A 25,139-nucleotide genomic window follows, 5' to 3' on the forward strand; every position below is an offset into this window, starting at 1 on the left:
CTCAGCGCTCCTTCAGCTTTACGGCAGCGTTGAAGACGTTCATCAGCGACGAGATGATCAGGCTGATCGTCAGGTAGATGAGCATCATCAGGAGCATGCATTCCAGCTCTCGCCCGGTCTGGTTCAGCGTGATGCCGCCCAGCGTGCCGCGCAGGTCAAGATAGCTGACCGCGATGCCCAGAGAGGTGTTCTTGGTCAGGTTCAGGAACTGGCTGATCAGCGGCGGGATGATCACCCGCAGCGCCTGCGGCAGGATAACCAGCTTCATCGTGCGGCCGGGGCGCAGGCCAAGGGCAAAGGCCGCCTCGGACTGGCCGCGGCTGATCGCCATGATCCCGGCGCGGACGATTTCCGCGATGAAGGCCCCGGTATAAAGCGACAGCGCGATCAGAAGCGCGGTGAAGCTGTGCATCACCGAAATGCCGCCCTGGAAGTTGAAGCCCCTGAGCTCGGGATATTCCAGATGGAAGCCCATGGCCCAGAGCAGCAGGATCACCGGCCCGAACAGGATCAGCAGCGATTTCCACCATGTGACGGGGCGGAGACCCGTCTCCTCCTGCACGCGGGAGGCATGGCGCAGAAGCGCGCGGTTGGCGAAGATCGAGGCAGCCACGACGGCAATCATCAGCAGCAGCGACAGGTTCACCGGCACGGTGAAGATTTCGACCGAGCCGAGGCCGCGGTCCAGCAGCGGTGCGGGCACGTTGGTGCCGCGGTTGGTCATCGCGACCGAATCCCACAGCCACATGCTGGCGGCGGGCTGTTCGCCCGCGGCCTCCATCTCGGGCGTCACGCGGAAATCGCGCGGCTGCGGCCGGGTTTCCGAGGTGACCACGAAGACGAGGATGATCCAGAGGAGGAGGGGCACGTTGCGGAACGCCTCGACATAGATCGTCATCAGGCGCGAGACGAGCCAGTTCTTCGACAGGCGCAGCACGCCGACGATGACCCCGATCACCGTGGCCAGGGCGCAGCCCATGATGGCGATCACCAGCGTGTTCAGAAGCCCGATGATGACGGCGCGCCCGTGCGTGCTGTCATTCGTATAGGGGATCAGCTGCTGCTCGATATCGTAACCGGCGCGGACCCACAGGAAGTTGAAATTGATGTCCTTGCCCTTGGCGGCAAGGTTCTGGATCACGTTGTCGGTCAGCCAGCCGATGAAGAGCAGGAACAACACCAGCACGGCAAGCTGGATGGTATAGGACCGATACCGCGTATCGTAGATCAGCATGGAAAGCCGGAAACCGTCTTTCGATGCCCCCGTGGCGTCTGAGGCCATGGACATTCAGAGAACCCCCGTGAAAAGCAGGACCCGTCCGGCGTTTTCGCCGGTTATGCCGTGCCCTGTTCCGGGCCGCGGGGTCCGCATTGTGCTGGAACAGAAAAGAAGTGGGGCGCGCCCTTGATGGGCGCGCCCCTGTCAGATCAGCGCAGCGGCGGGGCGTATTGCAGGCCGCCCTGGGTCCACAGCGCGTTCAGGCCGCGGGCCAGACCGATCGGCGTGGCCGAACCGATGTTGGCTTCGAAGATTTCACCATAGTTGCCGCCGGCGGCGATGGCGTTCTTGGCCCAAGCGTTGTCCAGGCCGAACATCTTGCCCATGTCGCCTTCAAGGCCCAGCAGGCGCTTCACTTCCGGGTCGGTCGACGAGGAGGCAACCTCTTCGATATTCGCCTTGGTGATGCCCTTCTCTTCGGCGATCAGCAGCGCGAAGAAGGTCCAGCGGACGATATCGCCCCATTGGTTGTCACCATGACGGACGACCGGGCCCAGAGGCTCTTTCGAGATGATTTCCGGCAGGATGATGTGGTTTTCGCTGTCGGCCATCGTGGCACGCGCAGCAGCCAGACCCGAGGCGTCGGTGGTGTAGGCGTCGCAGGCGCCGGCCAGATACTGGCGCTGCGCTTCCGAATCGTCCTGCACGGTGACCGGGGTATAGCTGATGTTGTTGAACTTGAAGAAGTCCGCCAGGTTCAGCTCGGTCGTGGTGCCGGTCTGGATGCAGACGGTGGCGCCGTCCAGTTCCTTGGCAGAAGTGACGCCGAGGTCCTTCTTCACCATGAAGCCCTGACCGTCATAGTAGTTCACGGCCACGAAATCGAGCTTCAGGTCAACATCGCGCGAGAAGGTCCAGGTCGAGTTGCGGACCAGCACGTCCACTTCGCCCGAAGCCAGCGCGGTGAAGCGGGTTTCGCCGGTGGTGGGCACGAACTTGACCTTGGTCGGGTCGCCCAGAACGGCGGCGGCAACGGCGCGGCACAGGTCCACGTCAAAGCCGACCCAGTTGCCGTTGGCATCGGGCATGCCGAAGCCGGTCAGGCCGGTGTTCGAGCCACAGATCAGCTCGCCCCGGGCCTTCACGTCGTCCAGCGTGGCAGACATTGCCGCGCCGGCCAGCACCGTGGTGGCCGCGAGAGCGCCGAGGAATACCGATTTCTTCATTCTTACCTCTTCCTGAGCTGACCCCCGTCCTGCGGGGGCGTTTTAGTTTTGCCCCGTCCGAGCGGGGTCTTTCAGCGGAACATCTTATGCCCACTATAGGCGATTTTCCGCGAAAGCGCTTTGGATGGTCAAGAGTGCATCGGTGAGTTGAGGAAAATCGCCTGAATTCCGGGCATTGGGCAGGCAGGGTGCCGATGGGGCAGGCATCGGGCAGGAAACTGGGCCGGATTGTTACCGGCACAATTCCAAGAATCGGTGCGCCTGGGCAAAGGCGGCGCGCTTTGCGGCCTCGGTCTCGGCGGCTTCCTCGTCGGCGCCCCATTGCTCGATCTGCCAATGTTCGTCGATGCGCGAGAGGTCGAAAGCCTCCTCGGCCGACAGCCGCCCGTGCAGCACCGCCAGCGCCAGCACCAGTGATCCGGAGATCGCCACAAGGTCATGGAAGGCGGCCAGCCGGAACGGGTCCAGCCCGGCTGTGGCCGCAGTCAGCCGGTCGAGGCTGGCCGGGTCCTGCGCGATATGCATGACCCCCGCCGTCGCCCGCAGCGGCGCCTGCAGGGTTGTGGCGGCCCAGTCCAGCAGCGGGTCCCAGCCCGCGGCCTGTCGCGCGGCCAGTTCGGGCGGCGCCTCGGCCCGGTAGCACAACAGGTCCGACCCGCCGTAATCCGCCAGAAGCGCCACGACCGCATCCTTTTGCGGGACCAGCTTGTCCAGCGCGGAATTGGCGGCGCGGGTGCAGGGCATCGTCCCGGGATCGACCTTGCCGGTCTGCGCATCCCATTCGGCGGCGATGGCGCGGGCCATGGCTTCGGTCGGCAGGATCAGTGCGGCCTTGGCGGGTGTGCGCAGCGGGCGCTCGTCCAGATGCACGGCAAAGCCGTCGTCCACTGTAACGACACTGGCCGCTTTCCAGAACCGCTTCGGCGCCCATTCCGCCATGTCAGCGGCCTCCGAAGGCGGCGAACGGGTCTTCGGGCACGTCGCCGATCTTCCAGTCCAGCGCCTTCCACGTCCGCGCCATATGGTCGGGCAGGGGGGCGGTGAAGGTCATGTCCTTCTTGGTGATCGGATGTTCAAAGCTGATGCTGCGGGCATGGAGGTGCAGCTTCTTGGACAGATCGCCGCCGATCCCCGCGCCCCAGCCATCCCCGGGATTGTCCATCTCTCCGCCGCCATATTTGCCGTCGCCCAGAATTGGGTGGCCTATCTCGGCCATATGGGCGCGCAGCTGGTGGGTGCGGCCGGTCACCGGCTCCAGCGCCATCCAGCTGAGGCGGGTGCCCAGGAACCACAGGGTGAAGTAATCGGTCTGGCTGCGCTTGGCGTCGGGGTAATCCTTGGCCTTGGCAGGGTGGATGCACATCATCTTTTCCCCCTCGCCGCCGCGGCCATGGCCGGGCGCCTTCATCAGATGGAATTTGATCGAGCCCTGCTTGGGATGCGGCACGCCCGCGACGACGGCCCAATAGATCTTGCGCGTCAGCCGGTGGCGCAAAGCCTCGGACAAAGCCCGCGCGATCCGGTCGGTGCGGGCCAGCAGAAGGATGCCGGAGGTATCCTTGTCCAGCCGGTGCACCAGCTTGGGCCGGTCCTTGTAGCCGAATTTCAGCGCCTCGGTCAGGCCGTCCACATGCCGGTCGCCCTGACCCGAGCCGCCCTGCGAGGGCAGGCCCGGCGGCTTGTTCAGGACGATGATGTGTTCGTCCTTCCACAGAACCGCGTTCTGAATCATCTTCTCATCCGCGGCGCTGACGCCGGGCGTGCGCGGGCGGGCCGCGACGGCCTCGGCATCGGGCAGCGGCGGCACCCGGATATCCTGACCCGGCACCACCCGGTCGGACGCCTTGGCGCGGGCACTGTCGACGCGGACCTGCCCGGTGCGGCAGATCTTTTCGATCTGGATCTGGTTCAGATGGGGAAACTTCCGTTTCAGCCAGCGGTCGAGGCGCTGTTCGCCGTCATCTTCGGTCACGGTCAGGATCTGGACACCGCTCATGCGAAGGTCCCTTTCAGAAGCTGCATCGCCAGCACGATGGCTGCCAGCGAAAGGATCAGGGTCAGCGCCACATAGGCCAGCGCAAGGCCGGTCTGGCCACGCTCCCACAGGGTCACCGTATCAAGCGAAAAGGCCGAGAGGGTGGTGAACCCGCCCAGAAGCCCGGTCATCAGCAGGGGCGCGTGGCGCGTCAGCCCCTTTTCGGCCAGAAAGACGACCAGCACGCCCATCAGGAAAGAGCCCAGCACGTTCACGATCAGCGTGCCCATGGGAAAGCCGGTGCCGAACAGCCGTCCCGCCGCGACATTCGTCATATAGCGCAGGACAGATCCCGCGGCGCCGCCAAGGGCGACCTGAACGATGGAGGCAAGGCTGAACATGGGCCGGACCTAGGGGGCAGGGGGCGGGCTGTCAACGCGCGCCTCCGGTTGCGGGGCCGCCTTGGCGGCATCATGGGACGGATCGGCGCCCGGGACGGGATCATAGCCATGGCCGCCCCACGGATGGCAACGGCAGATCCGGTGTGCGGCCAGAACGCTGCCCTTCAGCGCACCATGCCGGTCCAGCGCCTCCAGCGCATAGGCGGAGCAGGTGGGCTGGAACCGGCAGCCATGGCCGACCCAAGGGCTGAGGAGCAGCCGGTAGGCACGCACGGGCAGCGCGGCGATCTGCGCAAGCGGGGTCATGCCGACGCTCCTCGTGGCGCCGAGCCTTCGGTGCGGCGCGGCTCCTCGCGGGCGGAATTCTCGCGGGGCGCGCGTTCCCGTGGCGGGCGGTGGACCGAGGCGAAGGCCGCGGCCAGATCGTCCAGCATCTGGGCATAGGGCCGCAGGGTCGTGGCCTCGGGGCGGGCGACCAGAACGTAATCCCAGCCGGGCTGTCCCAGTGCGGGCAGCATCTCGCGCGCAAGCGACCGTAGGCGGCGCTTGGCGCGGGCGCGGATCACCGCATTGCCGACCTTCTTGGATGCGGTAAAGCCCACGCGGACTACCGGGTCGCCATCACGCCGGTCGCGGGCCTGTAACAGGAACGAGGCCGTGCCTTGACGCCGCGCCGAGGCAGCCTTCAGGAAATCGGCCCGCACCGGCAGCACATTCAGCACACCATGGCGGACATACCGCGCGGGTTGCAGCGGTTTTGCGGTCGGCGTCGGGCAAACGGAAACCGCCGGAGGCGCTTCGGGCGCTTCGGCGTCATGCCTTGTGCCCTGTGCCTCCGGCGGTGTCATCCTTGAACCTCCTCCATCCCGGAATGCGGGACGGCAGGCAGCCCTTAGGCCGACAGGACCTTGCGGCCCTTGGCCCGGCGCGCGGCGAGCACAAGACGGCCACCCTTGGTGGCCATACGGGCGCGGAAGCCGTGACGACGGGCACGGACCAGCTTCGACGGTTGATAGGTGCGCTTCATCGCGGCATTCCTTCTGCATATTCAGGGTGCCCGAAGCCGCACCGCAACATGCGGCCGGAATCAAGGGCGGTGTTCTGAGGTCCGGCCTATAGGGGCAGGCGGGGGTGAAGTCAACGCATCCTGCGCGCGGACCGGCACGGAAAACGCCGTAAAACCCGCGACCGCCCCGCAGGAGCCGCTGTTTTTTCGCCCGCGCCTTTGCTAGACCAAAAGCAACGGACGGAAAACCCGGAGGCGGAGCCGAAAGCGCCGTTGTGGCGTTGCAAACCGGGGACCGCAGGCGCAGGCAAGAGGACGGAAGGTGGCAGAAACGGCAACGGCCGGACGGGTGCGGTTCTTCCGGACGCTGACGGGGCGGACGCTGATCCTGACCCTGTTTTTCGTGCTGCTTGCCGATGTGCTGATCTTTGTGCCCTCAATCGCCCGCTATCGGGCTGACTTTCTGCTGGAGCGTCTGCGTCAGGCCCAGATTGCGGTTCTGGTGCAATTGGCCTCGGACAGCGGGGTCTCGGCCGATCTGGAGGCAGAGCTTCTGGCCAATGCCGAGGTCTATAACGTGGTTCTGCGGCGTGATGATGTGCGGCAGTTGGTGCTGTCCTCGCCGGTTCCGGCGCCGATCCATGCCGATTACGACCTGCGGCTGGCAGGGCCCTGGGACCTGATCCGCGATGCGATGACCACGCTGGCCGATCCCGAGAACCGTATCGTGCGGGTCATCGGAAATCCGGTGCAGGAGGGCGGGCAGCTGATCGAAATCACCATGCAGACCGATCCCCTGCGCAAGGCCATGCTGGCCTATGCAGGGCGCATTCTGGTGCTGTCGGCGCTGATTTCCGCGGTGATGGCAGTGTTGCTGTTCGTGCTGGCGCAGCGGCTGATCGTGGTGCCGATCCGCCGGGTGGTGCGGCATATGAACGCCTTTGCCGAGGCGCCCGAGGATGCGCGCAACGTGATTGTCCCTTCGGCGCATGTCGAGGAGTTGCGGCAGGCCGAAGAGGTTCTGGCCTCGATGCAGAAACAGCTCACCGGCGCGCTGCGGCAGAAGGAACGGCTGGCCCAGCTGGGCGGCGCTGTGGCCAAGATCAGCCATGATCTGCGCAATATCCTGACCACGGCGCAGCTGTTTGCCGACCGGATCGAAGGCAGCGCCGATCCGGCGGTGGCGCGGTCGGCGCCCAAGCTGGTGGGGTCCATCAGCCGCGCCGTCAGCCTGTGCGAGGCGACGCTGGCCTTCGGTCGTGCCGAAGAGCCGCCGCCGCGGCTGACCCGCTTTCCGCTGGCGCCCCTTGTGGCCGAGGTGGCCGAAGGTGAGGGGCTGACCGGCACGGACACGGGCGGACCCGTCACGGCACTGGTGGATATCGCCGCGAATCTGACCATCCGCGCCGACCGCGAACAGCTTTACCGCGTGCTGTCCAACCTTCTGCGCAATGCTCGGCAGGCGATCGAGGCGACCGGAGAGCCGGGCACCGTCGAAATCGCGGGTGGAGAGGATGAGGCGGAATGGTGGGTCCGGGTGGGCGACACCGGCCCCGGCCTGCCGCCCAAGGCGCGTGAACATCTGTTCGAGGCTTTCCAGGGCGGTGCCCGCCGCGGCGGCACCGGGCTTGGCCTTGCCATCTCGGCCGAGCTGGTGCGCGGCCATGGCGGGCGGCTGGAACTCTTGCGGTCGGATTCCTACGGAACCGAGTTCCTCATCCATCTGCCGAAGGATGCCGCACCGGCCGATGATCCGGTGATGTGATTTTGCCCTTGCAACCGTCCGCCGCCGCGGCTACATCGCCCCCCAAGACGGACCCATAGCTCAGCTGGATAGAGCACCAGACTACGAATCTGGGGGTCGGGCGTTCGAATCGCTCTGGGTCCGCCACTTACCTAAGCCTGTCAGCTGCTTAGAAAACATCCCCTCAGATGTCCCGGACGTTCAGCGCCAAGCCCGCGTTTAGGCCCGGCATATGATGCTGCTTCGCTCCGGCACGGCGCGCGATGACGTTGTTCGCGCCCTCCGCCTGCGAATGGATATAGCGCTCTGTCGTCTCGAAGGTTTGTGATTCGCCGGGTGCTGAAGATCAGCATCCCGGCACCCAAGCGCAGGGCATCGCGGATCGCACCGGCCCGGGTGTCCATCATCCAGATCGTGACGGGCAGGCCTGTGGCATCTTGGGAGATTCGGACCTCTGTCTCCGCCACGCGCAGCGAAAGGCCAACCGGCCGGATCTTCCGGGCGTTCGTCGTTGGTCCGGTGCAGAGCAGCATTTACCAGAAGAGCGGGCGTGAAATTTACGTCCTTCCGGCATCGGCGGCATGTCCAGCAATCTGCTGCCGGATCGTAATGGGATGCCGCGGTTTGACCGGCAGCGCGTGTGATATCCGGCCTGCGCCTTCTGCCCTGCGCGTCAAGCCATGGCATGCCCATGACCGGAGGGAAGCGGCACCCTGCGCTTCACGCGGGTAGGCAGCTGCTGCTGGCTACGCAAGGGCCTGGTCAAAGCCGCGCCGGATCAGCTCTGCCAGGCGCAGCACGCCTCATACCATTGGCGGAGCCGCACCGTTGCCCGCGGTCGGCGCCTGCGCCTGAGGCAGGCAGGCGGAGAAATCCACGGTCACCCGGGCCTGGCCCTCGGTGATCCGGCGGTCGATCCGCAGGCCCATGCCCGTGGCCAGTTCCGCCACGATCGACAGGCCAAGGCCCGTCCCCGACGATCCGGCCCCTTTCTGGAAGGGCTGTTCCGCGAAGCTGGTGCCCAATGTGGGATTGACGATGCTGATCCGGGCCGGAACCTCCAGCCGGACCAGAACCGGGCCGGTGCCATGCATCACCGCATTTTCCAGCAGGTTGCGCAGCAGGATGGCCAGCGCATCGGGATCGGCAGTCAGCATCAGGCTTTCGATATCGGCATCGTCCAGCCGGATCGGATGGCTGCCCGCGCGGGAGACTTCGTCGATGGTCAGCCGCAGCACCTCGATCAGATCGGCCGGTCCTTCGCCCAGCCCCAGCCCGGCCTCGGCGCGCGAGAGCTGCAGAAGACGCTCGATCCGGTGGGTCAGCGCATCCAGCTGACGGACGGCGGCGCGGGCGTCGGGATCGCCCGACAGTTCCAGCCGCATGCGGAGCGCCGCGATAGGGGTCCGCAGCTCGTGCGCGGCATTGGCGATGAAACGGCGTTCGGCCTGACGCAGGGATTCGATCCGGGCGATATAGCCGTTCATCGCCGTGACCAGCGATTGCGCCTCTTGCGGCAGGTCACTGTCCGGAACCGGCGACAGATCCTGCGGCGCCCGGGCCGCGATGGTGCGGGCCAGCCGCTCCAGCGGCGCCAGCACCCGTCGCAACAGACGGCCCAGCCCGACCGCCAGCGCGGCCACCAGCGGCAGAACAAGGATGAGCAGAGAGGATGAGGCTTCCATCACCTCTTCCCGCCGCCAGGACAGCGCGTGACCGACCTCGATCACCCCGTGCAGCGTGGTGCGCCGCAGGACGCGCCAGTCACCCGCCGTGGTCAGCCCATCGACGGTCAGGTCCGGCCATGGTGTTTCATTTCCGGTTTCGCCCGGCCGCAGCACCCGCATCACCCGTTCGCCGCTGGCGCTGGTCAGGCCGATGGTGCGGGGGATGGTCGGGCCTTCGACATCGTCCAGAAACAGCTCGGCCGCCTCGGCCACGGTCTGGAGTTCCTCGTCCAGGATCTCGTTCATCTCATAGCGGATGAACAGACCCGCGATCAAGATGGTCCCGATCCAGCCGCCGATCACCAGACCCAGCGTGCGCCGGGTCAGCCGCCGGCGGATCGACCAGCGTCGGCCTTGTGTCATGGCAGCACATATCCCAGACCGCGGCGCGTCTCGATCAGGCCCGGCCCCAGCTTCTGCCGCAGGCGGGAGACATAGACCTCAACCGCATTGCCCTCGATGGTGGCGTCAAAGGAATAGAGCGTCTCTTCCAGCGCGGATTTCGGCAGGATGCGGCCGCGTGCGGCCAGAAGGGCATCGAAGACCGCCCATTCGCGCGAGGTCAGCCGCAGCTCCTGTCCGTCGCGCCAGACCCGGGCGGCGGCCCGGTCGATTTCCAGCCCGGCCAGTTCCATCCGCGTCTCGGGCAGACCCTGTCCGCGTCGGGCATGGGCGCGGATGCGCGCGGCCAGCTCTCCCAGATCGAAGGGTTTGACCACATAATCGTCGGCCCCGGCATCCAGCCCGGCGATGCGGTCGGAGATCTGGTCGCGGGCCGTGGCGATCAGCACCGGCGTCCGGTCCCGCCGCGCGCGCAGCCCGCGCAGCACCGACAGGCCCGATCCGTCCGGCAGGCCCAGATCAAGGATGACACAGGCATAATCCGCCACGGCAAGGGCGGCCTCAGCCTCGGCCGCCGTGGCAGCATGATCCGCGGCATGACCTTCGCGCGCCAGAAAGCGCAGCACGGCCTCGGCCAGATCGGGGGTGTCTTCAACAAGGAGCAGCCGCATCCATCCTGCATAGCGCAGGCCGGGCCGGCGCGGCAGCGGAAACTTTGCACCTGCCGGCTGAGGGGCGCCGAGTTGCAAGGTTTGCGCAAGGTTCGCAGGGCAGGGCGGGCGGGCCGGCACAACCGTCCGGTGACCCATGCGTGATCCCGATGCCGACCGAGCCCAGTCCCCGCCGTTTTTCCCTGCCGCGTCCCGTGCTGCCGCACAGCCTGCTGAACCTGATCGTCGCCAGCTATATCATGGTGGCGCTGAACGGCGGGTTCTGGTCACGGCTGGCCGATCAATTCCCGGCGCCGCCGCTGAAGGCCGGGCTGTTCGGGCTGGCGGTCTGGGCCCTGACATTCCTGCTGCTGGAACTGCTGGGACCGGGCCGGGCGCAAAAGCCGGTGGCGGCGGCGCTGATCATGGTCGCCGCCTCGGCCCATTATTATGAGCAGAGCTTCGGCATCCTGATCGACCGCGAGGTGATGCGCGCGATCTTCGAGACGACGCTGACCGAATCCGGCCATATGGTCACCCCCGACATGATCCTGACCATCGGTCTGACCGGCGTTCTTCCGGCGGCGCTGGTGTTCTGGCCGCGGGTGCGGCGGGTTGGGCCGTGGCATCAGCTGTGGCGCTGGCCCTTGGGCGTGGTCATGCCTGCGCTGCTGTGCATCGCGGTGCTGTTCAGCTTTTACAAGGATTACTCGGCCATGCTGCGCGAACGGCATGATCTGATGGGGGCGTACCAGCCGGGCGCGGCCCTCTCGGCCTCGGTGCGCTATGCGCGGGAAGAGTGGAAAAGCGCCGACCCGGTGGCGGCGCCCGTGGGCCGCGATGCGGCGGCGGGGCCGCTGCTGGCGGCGGCGGAAAAGCCGGTGCTGCTGGTGCTTTATGTCGGCGAAACCGCGCGGGCCGCGAATTTCGGGCTGGACGGTTATGCCCGCGACACCACGCCGGAGCTGCGCAAGCGCGATGTGATCAACTTCACCGATGTCACCTCTTGCGGGACCTCGACGGCGGTCTCGGTGCCCTGCATGTTCTCGCCGCTGGCGAAGGCGGATTATTCGCATACCGGCTTCCTGTCGCATGAAAACCTGCTGGATGTGCTGGATCATGCCGGGGTGAAGACGCTGTGGGCCGACAACAATACCGGCGATCAGCGCGTGGCGGCGCGCACCGGATGGAACCGTGTGGATGCCACCCTGACGCCCGAGGCCTGCACCCGGGAATGCACGGATGAGGTGTTCCTGCCCCTGATCCGGAAAACAGCGGCCGAAATGACCGGGAATACCGTGCTGGTCCTGCATATGATCGGCAGCCATGGCCCGGCCTATCACCTGCGCTATCCCGAAGGGTCGGCCACCTTCACGCCGGATTGCCAGACCTCGCAATTCTCGGATTGCACGGGCGAACAGATCGTCAACGCCTATGACAACTCGATCATGGAGACGGACCGGGTGCTGTCGGCCAGCATCGACCTGCTGGCCGGGCAGGAGCGGGTGATCCCGGCGCTGCTTTATGTCTCGGACCATGGCGAATCGCTGGGCGAGAACGGGCTTTACCTGCATGCGGCCCCGGATTTCATGGCCCCTCCGGAACAGACGCGGGTGCCGATGGTGCTGTGGCTTTCTGCGCCCTTCCGGGCGGCGATGGGGCTGGATGCGGGCTGCATGGCGCAGGTGGCAAGGCAACCGGCCAGCCATGACAATTATTTCCATACGGTTCTGGGTCTGATGGACATTCAGACCGGCGCGCGCGATGCGGCGCTGGACCTGACCGCGACCTGCCGCAAGAAGGATCTGACCTGAGATGGCTGCCGACAAATCCATTCCGGCCGAAGGCCGGGTCCATTCCCGCCGCGGGCTGATCCATATTGCCGATGCGGCAGGCTACTCGATGGCCGGGTTCCGCCGTCTTCTGGCGGAAACTGCGGCCCGGCTGGAACTGGGCACGGCGGCGCTGGCAGGTGCGGCGTTCCTCTGGCACGGGGCTTCGGCGGTACAATGGATGGTGCTGGCCGGGCTTTTCGTGGCGGTGCTGGCGGTCGAGGCGCTGAACACAGCGATCGAGGTGCTGACCGACCGGATTTCGCCGGAATGGTCGCAGGCGGCCAAGGATGCCAAGGACCTCGGCTCATTGGCGGTGGGGCTGGTGCTGATGCTGACGGGGCTGCATGTCGTTTCGGTTCTGACCGGATTCTGGCCGGGCTGACATGCCCCGCTGTCCGGCCGGGCGGGGCCGACCTTCCCGCAAAGGGGGGGCCGGCCCTTTGCCATTCTGAAAGAAATCTGCCTGCATTACATTTACAAATTCAAATCTAAGAATATATAGCGGACATCACCCAGACCTGCGGAGTGTCCGATGCGTGCGATCCTGACTCTGGTCCTGACCCTCTGGACCGCGGCACTGCCCGTCTCGGCCGAGGTTGTGGTTCTGCACCCGGTGACGGTCACCGACTGGAAGGCCGTTTTCGGCCGGGTCGAGGCGCGGGACAGCCTGCCCGCCCGGGCCCGTCTGGGCGGCACCCTGACGGAGCTGACCGTCAAGGAAGGGGATGAGGTCGCCGCGGGCGATGTGCTGGGCCGCATCGTGGACGACAAGCTGACCTTTCAGCTCTCGGCCTATGATGCCCAGATCGCCGGGCTGGAGGCGCAGCGGGCCAATGCGCAGACCGAACTGCAACGGGGCGAGGATCTTCTGGCCCGCGGCGTGACCACGGCACAGCAGCTGGACGCGCTGCGGACGCAGGTCTCCGTTCTGGTCGGCCAGATCGCCGCTGTTCAGGCCGAGCGGAGGGGGATCGAACAACAGGCGACCGAAGGCATTGTTCTGGCGCCGGTGGCGGGCCGGGTGATCGCGGTGCCGGTGGCGCGTGGCGCGGTTGTGATGGCAGGCGAGACGGTGGCAATGATCGCTGGCGGCGGAATCTATCTGCGGCTTGCCGTGCCCGAACGCCATGCCGCCGCGCTGGAGGAAGGCGATGAAATTCGCATCGAAGAGGCCGGGACGACCCGCAGCGGCAGGGTCGAACGGGTCTATCCGCTGATCGAGAATGGAAGGGTTCTGGCCGATGTGGCGGTGCCGGGCCTGTCAGACCGCTTTATCGACGCCCGCGTTCTGGTGCGCCTGCCGGTGGCGGAACGGGCCGCGCTGATGCTGCCCGCGGCGGCGATCCTCACCCGGTCGGGCTTGGATTTCGTCGCGCTGGAGGGGGAGGGCGGCCCAACCCTGCGCGCCGTGGTCGTCTCCGCTCCGCAAGAGGTGGAGGGCGTGGCGACGGTCGAGGTTCTGTCGGGCCTTGCCGCCGGGGACCGGGTGGTGCTGACCCCGACCGAAGGGGGCAATCATGACTGACCGGATCCCTTCAAAGCACCCGTTGGGCATCGCGGGCGGGCTGACCCGCAGTTTCATTTCCTCGGCCCTGACGCCGCTCTTCATCCTTGCCGCGCTGGCCGCCGGGCTGGTGGCGCTGATCTCCCTCCCGCGGGAGGAGGAGCCGCAGATCTCGGTGCCGATGGTGGATATCATGGTCGCCGCGCCGGGGCTGCGGGCCGAAGACGCGGTGAAGCTGGTGACCGAGCCGCTTGAAGGGCTGGTCAAGGGCATTAACGATGTCGAGCATGTCTATTCCCAGACCGGCGATGACAGCGTGATGGTCACTGCCCGGTTCCTGACCGGGACCAGTGCCGATGATGCCGTGCTGCGGGTGCATGACAGGCTGCGCGCCAATATGGACCGCATCCCCGTGGGCATCCCCGAACCGATGGTCGTGGCGCGCGGCATCGACGATGTGGCGATCCTGTCGCTGACCCTTTCTGCCGCGCCGGGGGCTGAGGTGACGGCCAGCGACCTGACCCGCCTGGCCCGCGTGGTGCAGACCGAACTGGCCAAGACCGACAATGTGGGCCTGACCTATCTGGTGGGAGAAGCGTCCGAGACCATCCGCATCGCGCCGGACCCCGACCGGCTGGCGCTTTATGGCGTGACGCTGCAACAGCTGGCCGCGAAGGTGCAGGCGGCGAATGCCACGCTGCCCGCGGGAAAGCTGCGCGATCACGGGCAGATGGTCGATCTGGTGGCGGGGCAGACCCTTCAGGCTCCGGCGGATGTGGCGGGCCTTTTGCTGACCACACGCGACGGGCGCCCGGTCTACGTGGCCGATGTGGCAGATGTATCCTATGTGCCCGACAGCTCGGAGCACATCGTCTCGATGGTCACCCGTGACGGGGCGGGCGGGCTGCACCGCAGCCCGGCGGTGACGCTGGCCGTGGCCAAGCGCGCCGGGGCGAATGCCGTGACCGTGGCCGAAGAGGCGCTGCACCGGCTGCATCTGCTGGAAGGCAGCCTGTTGCCCGACAGCGTGCAGGTCACCGTGACCCGCGACTATGGCGAGACGGCGAATGAAAAGGCCAATGAGCTTCTGTTCCACCTTGGCCTTGCGACGGTGTCGATCATCGCGCTGGTCTGGCTGGCCATCGGCCGGCGCGAGGCGATGGTGGTGGCCATCGTCATTCCGGTGACGATCCTGCTCACGCTTTTTGCGGCATGGGGGATGGGATATACGCTGAACCGGGTCAGCCTGTTCGCGCTGATCTTCTCCATCGGCATTCTGGTCGATGACGCCATCGTGGTGATCGAGAACATCGCCCGCCACTGGGGGATGCAGGATGGCCGCAGCCGCCCGCAGGCCGCGATTGATGCCGTGGCCGAGGTGGGAAATCCGACCATCGTGGCTACGCTGACCGTGGTGGCGGCGCTGCTGCCGATGCTGTTCGTCTCTGGCATGATGGGCCCCTATATGTCGCCCATCCCGGCCAATGCCTCGGCCGCGATGATATTTTCCTTCTTTGTCGCGGTCATCATCACGCCCTGGCTGATGGTGAAGATCGCGGGGCGGGCGGAAATGCCGGGCCATGCGGCGGAACATGGCCCCGCGGGCGGGCGGCTGGGGCGGGTCTATGCCGCGGTGGCGCGGCCGGTCCTGCGGTCCAAGGGGACGGCTTGGGCCTTTCTGGCCGGGGCCATCCTGCTGTCCTTCGGCTCTCTGGCGGCGCTTTACACCCGGGATGTGACCGTCAAACTGCTCCCTTTTGACAACAAGTCAGAGCTGTCGGTGATGATCGACCTGCCCGAAGGCGCCTCGGTTCAGGCGACGGACCGGGTGGCGCAGGACGTGGCCGCCGTGGTGATGGCCCTGCCCGAGGTTCTGTCGGTCCGCACCCATGCCGGGGCGGCCGCGCCATTCAACTTCAACGGGCTGGTGCGGCACTCTTTCCTGCGCAATCAGCCGCAGATGGGCGAAGTGGAGATCCTGCTGACCCCCAAGGCCGACCGCGGCCGCGCCAGCCATGCCATTGCGCTGGACATCCGCGCGCGGCTGAAGGCAGTGGAGGCGCCCCAAGGCACGGTGATGAAGACGGTGGAGCCGCCGCCCGGCCCCCCGGTCATGGCCACCCTGCTGGCCGAGGTTTATGGCCCCACGCCCGAGGCGCGGCGCGCGGCGGCGGCCAAGGTGCGGCAGGCGTTCGAAAGCGTGCCCTTCATCGTGGATGTGGACGACAGCTTCGGCACACCGCCCCGGCGCCTGCGCGCGCTGATTGACGCCGATCAGCTGGAATTCTTCGGGGTGCAGGAACAGGATGTGTTCGACACGCTGGCGCTGCTGAACGGGGCGCAAGTCGTGGGCTATTCCCACCGCGGGCAGGGGCGCGAACCGATCCCGCTGACGCTGGCCCTGCCCAAGGCGGACCGGCAGCTGACCGAGCGGTTCCTGACCACGCCCATCCCGGCCAATGTCCTGCCCGGGGCGCGCGGGGTGGTTGAACTGGGAGATGTCATCTCGGTCCATGAGGAAACCGCCTCCTTCCCGATCTTCCGCCACAATGGCCGCGCGGCCGAGATGGTGCAGGCTGAACTGGCCGGCGCGTTCGAGGCGCCGCTCTACGGCATGCTGGCGGTATCGGACGCGCTGGATGCGATGGACTGGGCGCCGGGGACGAAGCCAGTGATCGCGCTGCATGACCAGCCCGAGGATGAAGGCCATATCACCCTGCTCTGGGATGGCGAATGGGAGGTGACCTGGGTCACCTTCCGCGACATGGGCGCGGCCTTTGGCGTGGCGCTGCTGGGCATCTACATTCTGGTCGTTGCACAATTCGGATCTTTCCGGCTGCCGCTGGTGATCCTGACGCCAATTCCCTTGACCTTTCTTGGCATTATGGCCGGGCATTGGCTGTTCTCGGCCCCGTTCTCGGCCACGTCGATGATCGGCTTCATCGCGCTGGCAGGGATCATCGTGCGGAACTCGATCCTGCTGGTCGATTTCATCCGCCATGCCACGCCTCCGGGCGAACGTCCCACGGTGGACACGCTGATTGCGGCAGGTGCGATCCGGTTCAAGCCGATCCTGCTGACCGCCATCGCCGCCATGATCGGGGCGGTGGTGATCCTGACCGACCCGATCTTCCAGGGCCTTGCCCTTTCGCTGCTGTTCGGGCTGCTGACCTCCACCCTGCTGACGGTGCTGGTCATCCCCGCCATCTATCGGGTGTTCCGCACCTGACCCCGCTTCCACCTTGAAAGGAGACTGCCATGAACCTTGACCGCGCCGTCGGGCTTTTTGCCGGAACCATGGTGCTGCTGTCGGTGGTGCTGACCCTTTGGGTCTCGCCCCATTTCGTGTGGCTCACCGTGTTCATCGGACTGAACCTGATGCAATCGGCGCTGACCGGCTTTTGCCCCGCGGCGATTGTGTTCCGGCACCTTGGCGTTCCGGCGGGGTGTGCCTTCAGCTGAGCCCGCGCGCCGACAGCCATTGCGCGGCCTGTGCCACCTGCGCGGCCAGCGGCTGGTCGAAGCGCAGGGCCAGCGCGGTTTCGTCCGGGTCCGGCGGCTCCAGCGTGGCAAGCTGGCTGTCCATCAGGCTGGCCGGAAAGAAATGATCCGTCCGGGCCGCCAGCCTTGCGGCCAGAACCTCCTGCGGGCCGGTGATATGCAGGAACACCACCGGTCCGCCCGCGCCCTGCCGCAGGATGTCGCGGTAGCTGCGACGCAGGGCCGAACAGGCCACCACCACAGGCGCCCGGTCCTGCAGCACCGCGGCCACCCGGTGCAGCCAGGGCAGGCGGTCGGCATCTGTCAGCGGCTGGCCCGCCGCCATTCTGGCGCGGCTTTCGGGGGAATGCAGCGTGTCCCCCTCAAAGAAAGAGACCCCGAGATGCCGGGCCAATGCCGCCCCCGTGGTGGATTTGCCGCAGCCTGCGACCCCCATGGTGACGATGCGCAGCATTGGACTACTCCTTCAGCAAGAGGATCAGCGCCGCCCCGGTCATCAGGACGCCCAGCCCAACGATGGCAGGCGGCATCGTCCCGCCCATGGCGCGTTCCCACAATATGACCCATGCGGGCACCAGATAGGTATAGGCCATCACCTTGGAGGCGGGCAGGCGCAGCGCGGCATATTGCACCAGAGCCGTCGTGACCGCCGTAGCCGCAACCGAGGTATAGGCCAGCGTCACCCAGACGATGGCGGGCACGGCCCCCCAGTCGAGCCGCAAAAGCGCGGGTGCGGTCCAGACCAGCAGCATCAGGCTGCCCGCCGTCATGGTGCCGCAGGCAAAGGTCAGCGCGCCTTCGCCCCGGTTCAGCCGCCGCACCATCGCGGTGTAAAGCGCATGGGCCGCGCAGCCCCAGAAATAGACCATCTCGCCGCGGCCGATCTCCAGCCGCATCAGCGCCGCAAGATCGGCACGGAAGATCACCCACAGCGCACCCGTGGCCCCGACGGCAAGGGCCAGCGCCATCCGTGGCGTGGTGCGCTGGCGCAGCACCAGCCAGCCGAAGCCCGCCGCCATCACCGGCGTCAGGGTGAAGACCGCGGCCGTGGGCACGGCTGCGGCGGTCTTCAGCCCCTCGAACATCAGGATGAAATAGACCGCCATCAGCGCGCCCAGCAGGAGATAGCGCCAGGGCGCTTGGGCGGCCCGCGCCGTCAGCCCGCCGCTGGCCCAGGCGGCGACGCCCAGAAGGACGGCGGCCAGCGGAAACCGCAAGGCCGTCAGCACAGCCGGATCAACCAGCGGCGCGGCCCGTTCGCCCAGGCTGAACGACCCCGCCACGAGGGCCGAGAAGACCAGCATGGCCGCATGTCCCCGCAGGGAAGGCGAGAGGTTCATGTCAGGCCGAGCACTGCGACCATGTGCGAGAGGCTTCCTTCAGAAGCGCGATGAAGGCCTGCACTTTGCGTGTGCGGTGCAGGTCCACATGGGTGACGATCCACAGTGCCGAATCCCATTCCGGCCGCGGGGCCATCACCTCGACCAGATCTGGATAGCGTTCGGCATCATAGGCGGCCATGAAGCCGATCCCGGCGCCCTGATGCAGCGCCTCTTCCCAGGCATTCGGGTCCGAGGTGCGGAAGGTCTGCTGTTCGGCCCCCGTCCGTTCGCGCAGCCAGCGGAAAAAGGCGGCACGGCTGCCCTCGTTCTCGGCCAGAATGAAGCGGTGGTTCGGGAAATCCGCCTCGGTCTGTGGCAGGCCATAGGTCTCGACATAGGATTTCGAGGCATAAAGCCCATAGCGGATGCGGATCAGCGGCTGCACCACATTGTCCGGCTCTTCGGGCGCGGCACCCGCGCGGATCGCCACATGCGCCTCGCCATAGTCCAGCCGGAAGATGCGCATGTCGGTCAGGAACCGCACGATCACCGCGGGGTGGCGGCGCTGGAATTCGGTCAGGACCGGGACCAGAAGGTCCGACACCCCGGCGATGGAGGTGATGATGAATTCGCCCTGCACCGTCTCGCCATGGCCCTTGATCCGGCTGGCCAGCTGGGCGAACTGCTCTTCGGTGGTCTGGGCCACGATCAGCAGGTCGCGCCCGGATTCGGTCGGCGTATAGCCGCGGGCGTGGCGCTGGAAGAGCTTGGTCCCCAGCCGTTTTTCCAGCGCGTCGATATGGCGGATCACCGTTGCATGGTGCACCCCCAGAACCTCGGCCGCGCCCGAGACGGTGCCAAGGCGCGCGACCTGAAAGGCGGTGCGGATTTCATCCCAGTTGTCCATGCGTATCGTCCCGGCCTGCGGCGTTTCGTCCAACAAAGGCCGGATCGCGCCGGGGTGCAAGGGGGCAGGGGGACCGCAGGCTTGACGAAACCGTGCAGAGCCGGGCCAATGGCCGCGGACAGGACCGATCAAAGGGGGCAGGGATGATCCGGTGGCAAAGCGCACGGGACCTGCATCTGCTGGGCCGGCCTTCGGCCGCGGGGCTTCTGCTTGGGGCGCTGTTCTTCGCGGGTTCTCTGACGCCTTCACTGATTCCGCGGACCGCGCTTTTGCAGGGCGCTCTGGGCGGTGTCTGTCTGGCGGCGGGCTATCTGATCGGCTGGGCCCTGATCGCGGCGAAGGATTGGGTGACCGAGGCACCGGCCGCCACGCCGCGCGCGCTGGTGCGGAACCTGCGCTGGGCGCTGGCCGGGGCGGCGGGGCTGATGGTCTGGGGCCTCTGGAATGCGGCGGGCTGGCAGAACGGCATCCATGCCGCGATGGACCTGCCCCCGGTGGAAACCGCGCGTCCCTTCACCATCCTTGGTGTCGCGCTGGCTTTGGCGGCGGTGCTGGTCCTTCTCGGCCGGCTGTTCCGGCGGCTGATGCGGATCATCGCCGCTCAGCTGGAGCCGTTCCTGCCGCGGCGGCTGGCGCGGACATTGGGCCTGACGCTGACCGTGCTGATCGTCTGGTCGCTGGGCAATGATCTGGTGCTGTCGCGGCTGCTGTCGCTGATGGACAATGCCTATGCCGCGGTCGACGATCTGGTGCCGCCCGACCATGCCGCGCCGGACGATCCGCTGAAATCCGGCAGCGCGGCCTCGCTGATCGGCTGGCAGGATCTGGGGGCAGCGGGGCGGGACTGGGTGCTGGCCGCGCCGGATGCGGCCGCGATTGCCGCCGCAGGTGCGCCGGATGCGGTCGAGCCTTTGCGCATCTATGTCGGGCTGAATGCCGCCGCGACCGCCGAGGAACGGGCCGCGCTGGCTTTGGCCGAGGCGATCCGGGTGGGGGCCTTCGATCGCGGCACGCTGGTCATCGCCACGCCCACCGGAACCGGCTGGATGGACCCGGCCGCCTTTGCCCCGCTGGACCATCTGACCGGCGGCGATGTGGCGACGGTGGCGATGCAGTATTCCTATCTGCCCAGTTGGCTTTCGCTGCTGGTCCAGCCCGATTACGGCACCGACAGCGCAAGGGCGTTGTTCCGCGCGATCCATGGCCATTGGCGCAGCATGCCCGCAGAGACCCGGCCGCGGCTGTATCTCTTCGGCCTGTCGCTCGGCGCGCGGGCGGGCGAGGTGTCCGCCACTTTGCCCGATCTGGTGGCCGCTCCGCCGCAGGGCGCACTTTGGGTGGGGCCGCCGTTTTCGGCGGTGAACTGGCGGCAGGTGCTGGCCGGGCGCGATCCCTCCAGCCCGGCCTGGGCGCCGGTGGTGGGCGACGGCGCCATGATCCGGGTGACGACACAGGAAAACCTGCTGGACCGTTCGGCCGCGGACTGGGGGCCGATGCGGGTGGTCTATCTGGAATATCCGTCGGACCCGATCGTCTTCTTCTCGCCCGATGTGCTGTGGCGCGCGCCGGACTGGCTGTCGCCGCCGCGCGGACCCGATGTGTCCGAGGGGCTGCGCTGGTATCCGGTGGTCACTTTCCTGCAGCTTCTGTTCGACATGATGACCGCGACAACGGCCCCTGAGGGATTCGGCCACGTCTATGATCCTGCCGATTACCTGGTGGCCTGGGATGCTGTTCTTGGGCTGCAAAGTTCATCAGAACGTCTGAGCCGGATCGTTCCGTCGCCCTGAAATCCGTTCTTCAGACGATCCGCGAAAAAGTGAACCAAACAGTTCAGTTCAGATGGCTGTTTCGGAAATTTCAAGAGTCTGTAACATTCTGTTGTTGTGCACATTCGCGCAGGCCCCCGCAGTTCGGGCAAGTTTTCCCAGCGGGATCAGGTGACTAGCTTACTCCTCACAGGCGGCGCCGAAATGACGGGCTGCCCTGGGACCGCGGCGGACAGAGGTTCGCCGCTTATTCAAGGAGAAAAAAGATGTCCCTGAAGACTGTGACTTTCGCTGCTCTGATCTCTGTGGCCGCCATCGGGGCCGCTGCCGCCAACACCTCGGTTTCGGGCAAGGAACAGCTGGCCCGCATCCTGGGCGTTGATGCCGATGCCTATACCACGGCACAGCTGTCGCAGCTGTATGAAGCCAAGCGCGACAACGATATCGAAGGCTACAACTTCATCGTGGCCCAGGCTGCCGGCACGATTGCCGCGCCGACCTCGACCTCTGCCGGCAACGTCCAGCGCGCCCTGCAACTGGGTGTCGAGCCGGGCCGGTATACCCCGGCCGAACTGTCGCAGCTGGAAACGGCCCGGCGTAACGGCGATACCGAAGTCTGGAAGTTCATCACTTCCGGTGCGAACCGCAACGTCCCGGCCGGTGCCGCAGCGGGTGTCGTGACCCCGGGCAAGGCCCAGCTGGCGGCCAGCCTTGGTGTCAACGCCGCGGATTACACGCTGGCTGAACTGGGTGCCCTGGCTGCGGACAAACTGTCCGACTGACCGTGACGACGGCGTGCCGGGGCCGCTCCCGCCCCGGTCACATCCCTCAGACCGCCTGCCGGACCATCCGGCGGGCGGTTTGTCGTTCGGGCCTTCCTCTGGCGCGTTGACGCAAGGCTCCGGCCGCGGAATTCTGCGGGATCAACAGGGGGCGGCGATGAAAGTGGTTCTGAACAATCCCGTCCGTCTGGTTCTGCGCGACCTGCACTTGGGTGCGGGGCTTGCGCTGCTGGCGGTGACAGCGCTGCCCGCGCTGATGGCCTGGGGCTATTTCCGCAACGGCATCCTCTCCGGCGGGTTCATCCTCGCGGCCATCGCGCTCCTGCTGTTTCTGGGCTGCTTCGGGGCCTTCATCCGGCCGTTGACCGTCACGCTGGACCGCCCCGGCAACCGGATCGAGATTGTGGAGCGCAGCCTGTTCGGGACCCGGCGGCAGGGGCATGTCCTGTCGCAGTTCAAGGGGGCCACCACGCGATCCCGGCTGATGAAGCGCAATCCGGCGGATGATGCGGGCAAAAGCCGCCGCGAACGCCGCCACCCGCTGCCGCGGGTCTGGCGGGCCGTGCTGGTGCATCAGAACGGACACAGCGTTGCGCTGACCGAAATCTATGGCCGCCAGGCTGCGGCTGAAACTGCGGCCGCGGCCATAAATGGCTGGATCGGGCGGGCGGAACCCGGCTGATTTCCCCGCCGGACTTGACTCCGCCCCCCCACAGGCGTATCGCCAGCCCCAATTTCCCGGAGGCATCAGGCTTCCGGTCCCGCGGGGCTGCCCGGGATCGCCATCCGTCAGCGCGTTTGCGCCCACGGGTGCCGTTCCGCTTTGCCTCCGGTCCCCGCCGCCCCATATCGGGGCAAACCCGAAGCCGCAGGAGCGCACCGATGTTTGAAAGCCTGTCAGAACGCCTTGGCGGGGTCTTCGACCGCCTGACGAAACAGGGCGCCCTGACCGAGGCCGATGTCGTCACCGCGCTGCGCGAAGTTCGCACCGCGCTTCTGGAGGCGGATGTTTCGCTGCCCGTCGCGCGCGAGTTCATCAAGCGGGTGCAGGAGAAGGCCACCGGCAGTGCCGTGACCAAATCGATCACGCCCGGCCAGATGGTGGTGAAATTCGTCCATGACGAGCTGGTGCGCACCCTGCAGGGCGATGGTCCGGCCGATGCGCTGAAGATCGACAATCCGCCCGCGACCATCCTGATGGTCGGCCTTCAGGGCTCGGGCAAGACGACGACCACGGCCAAGCTGGCCAAGCGGCTGAAGGACCGGGGCGGCAAGCGGGTGCTTCTCGCCTCGCTGGACACCAACCGTCCGGCGGCCATGGAGCAGCTGGCCATTCTGGGCGGCCAGATCGGCGTGGACAGCCTGCCCATCGTCAAGGGCGAAAGCGCGGTCCAGATCGCCAGGCGGGCGAAGACGCAAGCCAGCCTTGGCGGCTATGACGTTCTGTTCCTCGACACCGCGGGCCGTCTGCACATCGACGAAGTCCTGATGGATGAGGTACAGTCCGTCCGCGACATCGCACAGCCGCGCGAGACGCTGCTGGTCGTCGATGGTCTGACCGGGCAGGACGCCGTCAACGTCGCAACCGAATTCGAGGCCAAGGTCGGCATCTCGGGCGTGGTGCTGACCCGGATGGACGGCGATGGCCGCGGCGGTGCCGCCCTGTCGATGCGCGCCGTGACCGGCAAGCCGATCCGCTTCGTGGGCCTGGGCGAGAAGATGGATGCGCTGGAGGTCTTCGAGGCCGAGCGCGTCGCGGGCCGCATCCTTGGCATGGGCGATATCGTCGCCCTTGTGGAGCGCGCGCAGGAGACGTTCGAGGCCGAACAGGCCGAACGCATGGCCAAGCGCTTCTCCAAGGGTCTGTTCAATATGAACGACCTGCGGATGCAGCTGGAACAGATGCTGAAGATGGGCGGGATGCAGGGGCTGATGGGCATGCTGCCCGGCATGGCCAAGCATCAGGCCGCCGCGGCCGAGGCGGGTCTGGATGACCGCATGCTGAAGCGGCAGATCGCGCTGATCAACTCGATGACCAAGAAGGAACGCGCCAACCCCGACATGCTGCAGGCCAGCCGCAAGAAGCGGATCGCCGCGGGCGCGGGGCTTGAGGTGCAGGACCTGAACCGTCTGCTGAAACAGCACAAGCAGATGGCCGACATGATGAAGAAGATGGGCAAGGGCGGCATGATGAAGAACATGATCCGCCAGTTCCTGGGCAAGGGCGGCATGCCCGACGTGTCCAAGATGTCGCCCGATCAGCTGGCCGAGGCCGCGAAAGGCATGAAGGACGGCATGGGCGGTCTGCCCGGTCTGGGGGGCGGTGCTATTCCGGGCATGCCGCGCGGCGTGACCCTGCCTGCGGGCCTCTCGGGGATGATGCGCAAGAAATGAAGTCGGTCTCCCTGACAACGGACCGTCTGGTCCTGCGCCCCCCGATGGCTGAGGATTGCGGGGCCTATCTGGCCTATGCGACCTCGGACCGGACGCGCTTTGTCGGGGGGCCGCGCGACCGTTTCGCTGCTATCGAGAAATTCGCCGGGATGATCGGCCATTGGGCGCTGCGCGGCTATGGCCGCCTGATCCTCACCAACCGGGCCACGGGGGCGGCGCTTGGCCATGTCGGCCCGCTGAACTTTGCCGATGAGGAAGTGCCGGAACTGACCTGGACGCTGTGGACCGCCACGGCCGAAGGGCAGGGCATCGCCTCTGAGGCTGCGCTTGCCGCCTGCCGCTGGATCGCCCGCGATCTGGGCTTTGCGCGGGCAGTCACCTCGATCCACCGCGACAACATCGCCTCGCAGCGGATCGCCACAAGGCTGGGTGGCCGCGCGACTGGCGATGCCGCACCGCATCTGGCGGGGGCGGTGGTCTGGGATTTCGATCTGGCCGCACTGGCCGGCCCCGCCCCGATGAAAGAGGAGCAGCTCTGATGGATGCCGTCACCCGCGCCGCGGACCTGCTGAAGGAACACCGCGAATCCATCGACCGGCTGGACGCCATTCTGGTGTTCACTCTGGCCGAGCGGTTCAAGCACACCCAGGCCGTGGGCCGGCTGAAGGCCGAACACGACCTCCCGCCATCTGATCCCGCGCGTGAGGCGCGGCAGATCGAACGTCTGGAGAGGCTGGCCGACGAGGCCCGGCTGGATCCGGAATTCGCCAAGAAATTCCTGAACTTCATCATCAGCGAAGTCATCAGGCATCACGAACAGTTCCAGAAATGAACT

The 25,139-nt window shown here is 66.7% G+C and carries 25 protein-coding genes and 1 tRNA gene; 13 read left to right on the top strand and 13 right to left on the bottom strand.

What is annotated here, in order from left to right:
- Position 1: 1 nt before the first annotated feature.
- From ACO2Q5_RS10845 to rpmH, 8 genes are all read right to left on the bottom strand, one after another.
- Entirely contained in the window at positions 2–1,288 is a 1,287-nt protein-coding gene (locus ACO2Q5_RS10845; RefSeq protein ID WP_423290836.1) for an amino acid ABC transporter permease, read from the bottom strand.
- 140 nt (positions 1,289–1,428) lie between these two features.
- Positions 1,429–2,445 carry an amino acid ABC transporter substrate-binding protein gene (locus ACO2Q5_RS10850; protein WP_423290838.1) on the bottom strand — a complete coding sequence of 339 codons (1,017 nt, stop codon included), beginning with the start codon at positions 2,443–2,445 and terminating at the stop codon, positions 1,429–1,431.
- Positions 2,446–2,676: 231 nt separating this feature from the next.
- A complete protein-coding gene (locus tag ACO2Q5_RS10855; RefSeq protein ID WP_423290840.1) occupies positions 2,677–3,384 on the bottom strand; it encodes an ATP12 family chaperone protein in 708 nt (235 codons plus the stop codon).
- 1 nt (position 3,385) lies between these two features.
- A complete protein-coding gene (locus ACO2Q5_RS10860) occupies positions 3,386–4,441 on the bottom strand; it encodes an RluA family pseudouridine synthase (protein WP_423290842.1) in 1,056 nt (351 codons plus the stop codon).
- On the bottom strand, positions 4,438–4,821 hold the full coding sequence (gene crcB / locus ACO2Q5_RS10865) for a fluoride efflux transporter CrcB (RefSeq protein WP_423290844.1): 384 nt from the start codon (positions 4,819–4,821) through the stop codon (positions 4,438–4,440). Before crcB ends, ACO2Q5_RS10860 begins: the two co-directional genes overlap by 4 nt.
- Before the next feature lie 9 nt (positions 4,822–4,830).
- The gene (yidD, locus tag ACO2Q5_RS10870; RefSeq protein WP_423290846.1) at positions 4,831–5,127 is read right to left on the bottom strand and encodes a membrane protein insertion efficiency factor YidD; all 297 of its coding nucleotides are present in this window, start codon (positions 5,125–5,127) and stop codon (positions 4,831–4,833) included.
- A complete protein-coding gene (rnpA, locus tag ACO2Q5_RS10875; RefSeq protein ID WP_423290848.1) occupies positions 5,124–5,669 on the bottom strand; it encodes a ribonuclease P protein component in 546 nt (181 codons plus the stop codon). Before rnpA ends, yidD begins: the two co-directional genes overlap by 4 nt.
- A 44-nt stretch (positions 5,670–5,713) precedes the next feature.
- On the bottom strand, positions 5,714–5,848 hold the full coding sequence (gene rpmH / locus ACO2Q5_RS10880) for a 50S ribosomal protein L34 (protein ID WP_092895917.1): 135 nt from the start codon (positions 5,846–5,848) through the stop codon (positions 5,714–5,716).
- 301 nt (positions 5,849–6,149) lie between these two features.
- Here rpmH and ACO2Q5_RS10885 point away from each other — a divergent pair, with 301 nt between their 5' ends.
- Positions 6,150–7,592, top strand: coding sequence for a sensor histidine kinase (locus ACO2Q5_RS10885; RefSeq protein ID WP_423290851.1), 1,443 nt, complete (start codon positions 6,150–6,152; stop codon positions 7,590–7,592).
- A 49-nt stretch (positions 7,593–7,641) separates the two neighbouring features.
- Positions 7,642–7,718 (top strand) — tRNA-Arg (locus tag ACO2Q5_RS10890).
- Positions 7,719–8,374: 656 nt separating this feature from the next.
- Here ACO2Q5_RS10890 and ACO2Q5_RS10895 read toward each other — a convergent pair.
- Together ACO2Q5_RS10895 and ACO2Q5_RS10900 are read right to left on the bottom strand one after the other, a co-directional pair.
- Positions 8,375–9,661 carry a histidine kinase dimerization/phospho-acceptor domain-containing protein gene (locus ACO2Q5_RS10895; protein ID WP_423290853.1) on the bottom strand — a complete coding sequence of 429 codons (1,287 nt, stop codon included), beginning with the start codon at positions 9,659–9,661 and terminating at the stop codon, positions 8,375–8,377.
- The gene (locus ACO2Q5_RS10900) at positions 9,658–10,311 is read right to left on the bottom strand and encodes a response regulator (RefSeq protein ID WP_423290855.1); all 654 of its coding nucleotides are present in this window, start codon (positions 10,309–10,311) and stop codon (positions 9,658–9,660) included. Before ACO2Q5_RS10900 ends, ACO2Q5_RS10895 begins: the two co-directional genes overlap by 4 nt.
- Before the next feature lie 149 nt (positions 10,312–10,460).
- Here ACO2Q5_RS10900 and ACO2Q5_RS10905 point away from each other — a divergent pair, with 149 nt between their 5' ends.
- The 5 genes from ACO2Q5_RS10905 to ACO2Q5_RS10925 all read left to right on the top strand — a co-directional run bounded on the left by ACO2Q5_RS10905 (position 10,461) and on the right by ACO2Q5_RS10925 (position 17,091).
- Positions 10,461–12,104, top strand: coding sequence for a phosphoethanolamine transferase (locus ACO2Q5_RS10905; RefSeq protein ID WP_423290857.1), 1,644 nt, complete (start codon positions 10,461–10,463; stop codon positions 12,102–12,104).
- 1 nt (position 12,105) lies between these two features.
- Entirely contained in the window at positions 12,106–12,507 is a 402-nt protein-coding gene (locus tag ACO2Q5_RS10910; RefSeq protein ID WP_423290859.1) for a diacylglycerol kinase, read from the top strand.
- A gap of 150 nt (positions 12,508–12,657) precedes the next feature.
- Positions 12,658–13,650: an efflux RND transporter periplasmic adaptor subunit gene (locus ACO2Q5_RS10915; RefSeq protein WP_423290861.1), complete on the top strand. Its 993-nt coding sequence runs from the start codon at positions 12,658–12,660 to the stop codon at positions 13,648–13,650.
- On the top strand, positions 13,643–16,858 hold the full coding sequence (locus ACO2Q5_RS10920) for an efflux RND transporter permease subunit (protein ID WP_423290863.1): 3,216 nt from the start codon (positions 13,643–13,645) through the stop codon (positions 16,856–16,858). Before ACO2Q5_RS10915 ends, ACO2Q5_RS10920 begins: the two co-directional genes overlap by 8 nt.
- A gap of 29 nt (positions 16,859–16,887) precedes the next feature.
- Positions 16,888–17,091, top strand: coding sequence for a YgaP family membrane protein (locus tag ACO2Q5_RS10925; protein ID WP_423290865.1), 204 nt, complete (start codon positions 16,888–16,890; stop codon positions 17,089–17,091).
- Here ACO2Q5_RS10925 and ACO2Q5_RS10930 read toward each other — a convergent pair.
- The 3 genes from ACO2Q5_RS10930 to ACO2Q5_RS10940 are packed head-to-tail and all read right to left on the bottom strand — an operon-like array spanning position 17,084 to position 19,359.
- Entirely contained in the window at positions 17,084–17,584 is a 501-nt protein-coding gene (locus ACO2Q5_RS10930; RefSeq protein ID WP_423290867.1) for a gluconokinase, read from the bottom strand. The two genes, ACO2Q5_RS10925 and ACO2Q5_RS10930, sit on opposite strands and share 8 nt — an antisense overlap.
- A gap of 4 nt (positions 17,585–17,588) precedes the next feature.
- On the bottom strand, positions 17,589–18,470 hold the full coding sequence (locus ACO2Q5_RS10935; RefSeq protein ID WP_423290869.1) for a DMT family transporter: 882 nt from the start codon (positions 18,468–18,470) through the stop codon (positions 17,589–17,591).
- 1 nt (position 18,471) lies between these two features.
- Entirely contained in the window at positions 18,472–19,359 is an 888-nt protein-coding gene (locus ACO2Q5_RS10940; RefSeq protein WP_423290871.1) for a LysR family transcriptional regulator, read from the bottom strand.
- Between the two features lie 143 nt (positions 19,360–19,502).
- On the opposite strand from ACO2Q5_RS10940, the gene ACO2Q5_RS10945 reads away from it, so the two are divergent.
- The 6 genes from ACO2Q5_RS10945 to ACO2Q5_RS10970 all read left to right on the top strand — a co-directional run bounded on the left by ACO2Q5_RS10945 (position 19,503) and on the right by ACO2Q5_RS10970 (position 25,136).
- Positions 19,503–21,149 carry an alpha/beta hydrolase gene (locus tag ACO2Q5_RS10945; RefSeq protein ID WP_423290873.1) on the top strand — a complete coding sequence of 549 codons (1,647 nt, stop codon included), beginning with the start codon at positions 19,503–19,505 and terminating at the stop codon, positions 21,147–21,149.
- A gap of 245 nt (positions 21,150–21,394) precedes the next feature.
- A complete protein-coding gene (locus ACO2Q5_RS10950; protein ID WP_423290875.1) occupies positions 21,395–21,910 on the top strand; it encodes a hypothetical protein in 516 nt (171 codons plus the stop codon).
- Positions 21,911–22,067: 157 nt separating this feature from the next.
- Positions 22,068–22,592: a hypothetical protein gene (locus tag ACO2Q5_RS10955; RefSeq protein ID WP_423290877.1), complete on the top strand. Its 525-nt coding sequence runs from the start codon at positions 22,068–22,070 to the stop codon at positions 22,590–22,592.
- Positions 22,593–22,792: 200 nt separating this feature from the next.
- On the top strand, positions 22,793–24,304 hold the full coding sequence (ffh, locus tag ACO2Q5_RS10960; protein WP_423290879.1) for a signal recognition particle protein: 1,512 nt from the start codon (positions 22,793–22,795) through the stop codon (positions 24,302–24,304).
- Positions 24,301–24,843 carry a GNAT family N-acetyltransferase gene (locus ACO2Q5_RS10965; protein ID WP_423290881.1) on the top strand — a complete coding sequence of 181 codons (543 nt, stop codon included), beginning with the start codon at positions 24,301–24,303 and terminating at the stop codon, positions 24,841–24,843. Before ffh ends, ACO2Q5_RS10965 begins: the two co-directional genes overlap by 4 nt.
- Positions 24,843–25,136: a chorismate mutase gene (locus ACO2Q5_RS10970; protein ID WP_423290883.1), complete on the top strand. Its 294-nt coding sequence runs from the start codon at positions 24,843–24,845 to the stop codon at positions 25,134–25,136. The genes ACO2Q5_RS10965 and ACO2Q5_RS10970 overlap by 1 nt, the downstream gene beginning before the upstream one ends.
- Positions 25,137–25,139 lie beyond the last annotated feature (3 nt).

This window comes from Neotabrizicola sp. VNH66 (genome assembly GCF_049445895.1).
Taxonomy (GTDB): Bacteria; Pseudomonadota; Alphaproteobacteria; order Rhodobacterales; family Rhodobacteraceae; genus Pseudogemmobacter.

Excerpts from the sequence above, each read along its gene's own strand:
- ACO2Q5_RS10845 (WP_423290836.1), bottom strand. The coding sequence starts at position 1,288 with ATGTCCATGGCCTCAGACGCCACGGGGGCATCGAAAGACGGTTTCCGG.
- ACO2Q5_RS10850 (WP_423290838.1), bottom strand. The coding sequence starts at position 2,445 with ATGAAGAAATCGGTATTCCTCGGCGCTCTCGCGGCCACCACGGTGCTG.
- ACO2Q5_RS10855 (WP_423290840.1), bottom strand. The coding sequence starts at position 3,384 with ATGGCGGAATGGGCGCCGAAGCGGTTCTGGAAAGCGGCCAGTGTCGTT.
- ACO2Q5_RS10860 (WP_423290842.1), bottom strand. The coding sequence starts at position 4,441 with ATGAGCGGTGTCCAGATCCTGACCGTGACCGAAGATGACGGCGAACAG.
- crcB (WP_423290844.1), bottom strand. The coding sequence starts at position 4,821 with ATGTTCAGCCTTGCCTCCATCGTTCAGGTCGCCCTTGGCGGCGCCGCG.
- yidD (WP_423290846.1), bottom strand. The coding sequence starts at position 5,127 with ATGACCCCGCTTGCGCAGATCGCCGCGCTGCCCGTGCGTGCCTACCGG.
- rnpA (WP_423290848.1), bottom strand. The coding sequence starts at position 5,669 with ATGACACCGCCGGAGGCACAGGGCACAAGGCATGACGCCGAAGCGCCC.
- rpmH (WP_092895917.1), bottom strand. The coding sequence starts at position 5,848 with ATGAAGCGCACCTATCAACCGTCGAAGCTGGTCCGTGCCCGTCGTCAC.
- ACO2Q5_RS10895 (WP_423290853.1), bottom strand. The coding sequence starts at position 9,661 with ATGACACAAGGCCGACGCTGGTCGATCCGCCGGCGGCTGACCCGGCGC.
- ACO2Q5_RS10900 (WP_423290855.1), bottom strand. The coding sequence starts at position 10,311 with ATGCGGCTGCTCCTTGTTGAAGACACCCCCGATCTGGCCGAGGCCGTG.
- ACO2Q5_RS10905 (WP_423290857.1), top strand. The coding sequence starts at position 10,461 with ATGCCGACCGAGCCCAGTCCCCGCCGTTTTTCCCTGCCGCGTCCCGTG.
- ACO2Q5_RS10910 (WP_423290859.1), top strand. The coding sequence starts at position 12,106 with ATGGCTGCCGACAAATCCATTCCGGCCGAAGGCCGGGTCCATTCCCGC.
- ACO2Q5_RS10915 (WP_423290861.1), top strand. The coding sequence starts at position 12,658 with ATGCGTGCGATCCTGACTCTGGTCCTGACCCTCTGGACCGCGGCACTG.
- ACO2Q5_RS10920 (WP_423290863.1), top strand. The coding sequence starts at position 13,643 with ATGACTGACCGGATCCCTTCAAAGCACCCGTTGGGCATCGCGGGCGGG.
- ACO2Q5_RS10925 (WP_423290865.1), top strand. The coding sequence starts at position 16,888 with ATGAACCTTGACCGCGCCGTCGGGCTTTTTGCCGGAACCATGGTGCTG.
- ACO2Q5_RS10930 (WP_423290867.1), bottom strand. The coding sequence starts at position 17,584 with ATGCTGCGCATCGTCACCATGGGGGTCGCAGGCTGCGGCAAATCCACC.
- ACO2Q5_RS10935 (WP_423290869.1), bottom strand. The coding sequence starts at position 18,470 with ATGAACCTCTCGCCTTCCCTGCGGGGACATGCGGCCATGCTGGTCTTC.
- ACO2Q5_RS10940 (WP_423290871.1), bottom strand. The coding sequence starts at position 19,359 with ATGGACAACTGGGATGAAATCCGCACCGCCTTTCAGGTCGCGCGCCTT.
- ACO2Q5_RS10945 (WP_423290873.1), top strand. The coding sequence starts at position 19,503 with ATGATCCGGTGGCAAAGCGCACGGGACCTGCATCTGCTGGGCCGGCCT.
- ACO2Q5_RS10950 (WP_423290875.1), top strand. The coding sequence starts at position 21,395 with ATGTCCCTGAAGACTGTGACTTTCGCTGCTCTGATCTCTGTGGCCGCC.
- ACO2Q5_RS10955 (WP_423290877.1), top strand. The coding sequence starts at position 22,068 with ATGAAAGTGGTTCTGAACAATCCCGTCCGTCTGGTTCTGCGCGACCTG.
- ffh (WP_423290879.1), top strand. The coding sequence starts at position 22,793 with ATGTTTGAAAGCCTGTCAGAACGCCTTGGCGGGGTCTTCGACCGCCTG.
- ACO2Q5_RS10965 (WP_423290881.1), top strand. The coding sequence starts at position 24,301 with ATGAAGTCGGTCTCCCTGACAACGGACCGTCTGGTCCTGCGCCCCCCG.
- ACO2Q5_RS10970 (WP_423290883.1), top strand. The coding sequence starts at position 24,843 with ATGGATGCCGTCACCCGCGCCGCGGACCTGCTGAAGGAACACCGCGAA.